This is a genomic window from Hydrogenovibrio sp. 3SP14C1, from assembly GCF_029625905.1.
Taxonomy (GTDB): Bacteria; Pseudomonadota; Gammaproteobacteria; order Thiomicrospirales; family Thiomicrospiraceae; genus Hydrogenovibrio.
The window spans coordinates 1-239 of the sequence record NZ_JARTLM010000302.1; the positions used below are offsets into that span (position 1 = coordinate 1).

At 41.4% G+C, this 239-nt stretch carries 1 pseudogene; it reads right to left on the reverse strand.

From position 1 onward, the window contains the following. Positions 1–239: pseudogene (locus tag P8629_RS12615) on the reverse strand (IS30 family transposase); the annotation flags it as partial.

Genomic DNA, 239 nt, shown 5'->3' on the forward strand with positions numbered 1-239 from the left:
ACCATTGAGACCAGGCTTGGTCCTGTTTTTATCCCAATAACCGTATCAACCTCCCAATCACCAATGCGTTGTCTAACATCAACGATACTTGGACGTTCATCTATACTGGTTCCTTTATTCAACTTACCACGCGTTTCATAAACCCCATCGCGTTTTCGATAACGTTTTTTACGACATAGGTAGCGGTATAAGTTGCCGCCACTGGCTTTGTCTTGATAGATAAATTGATAAATCCATTC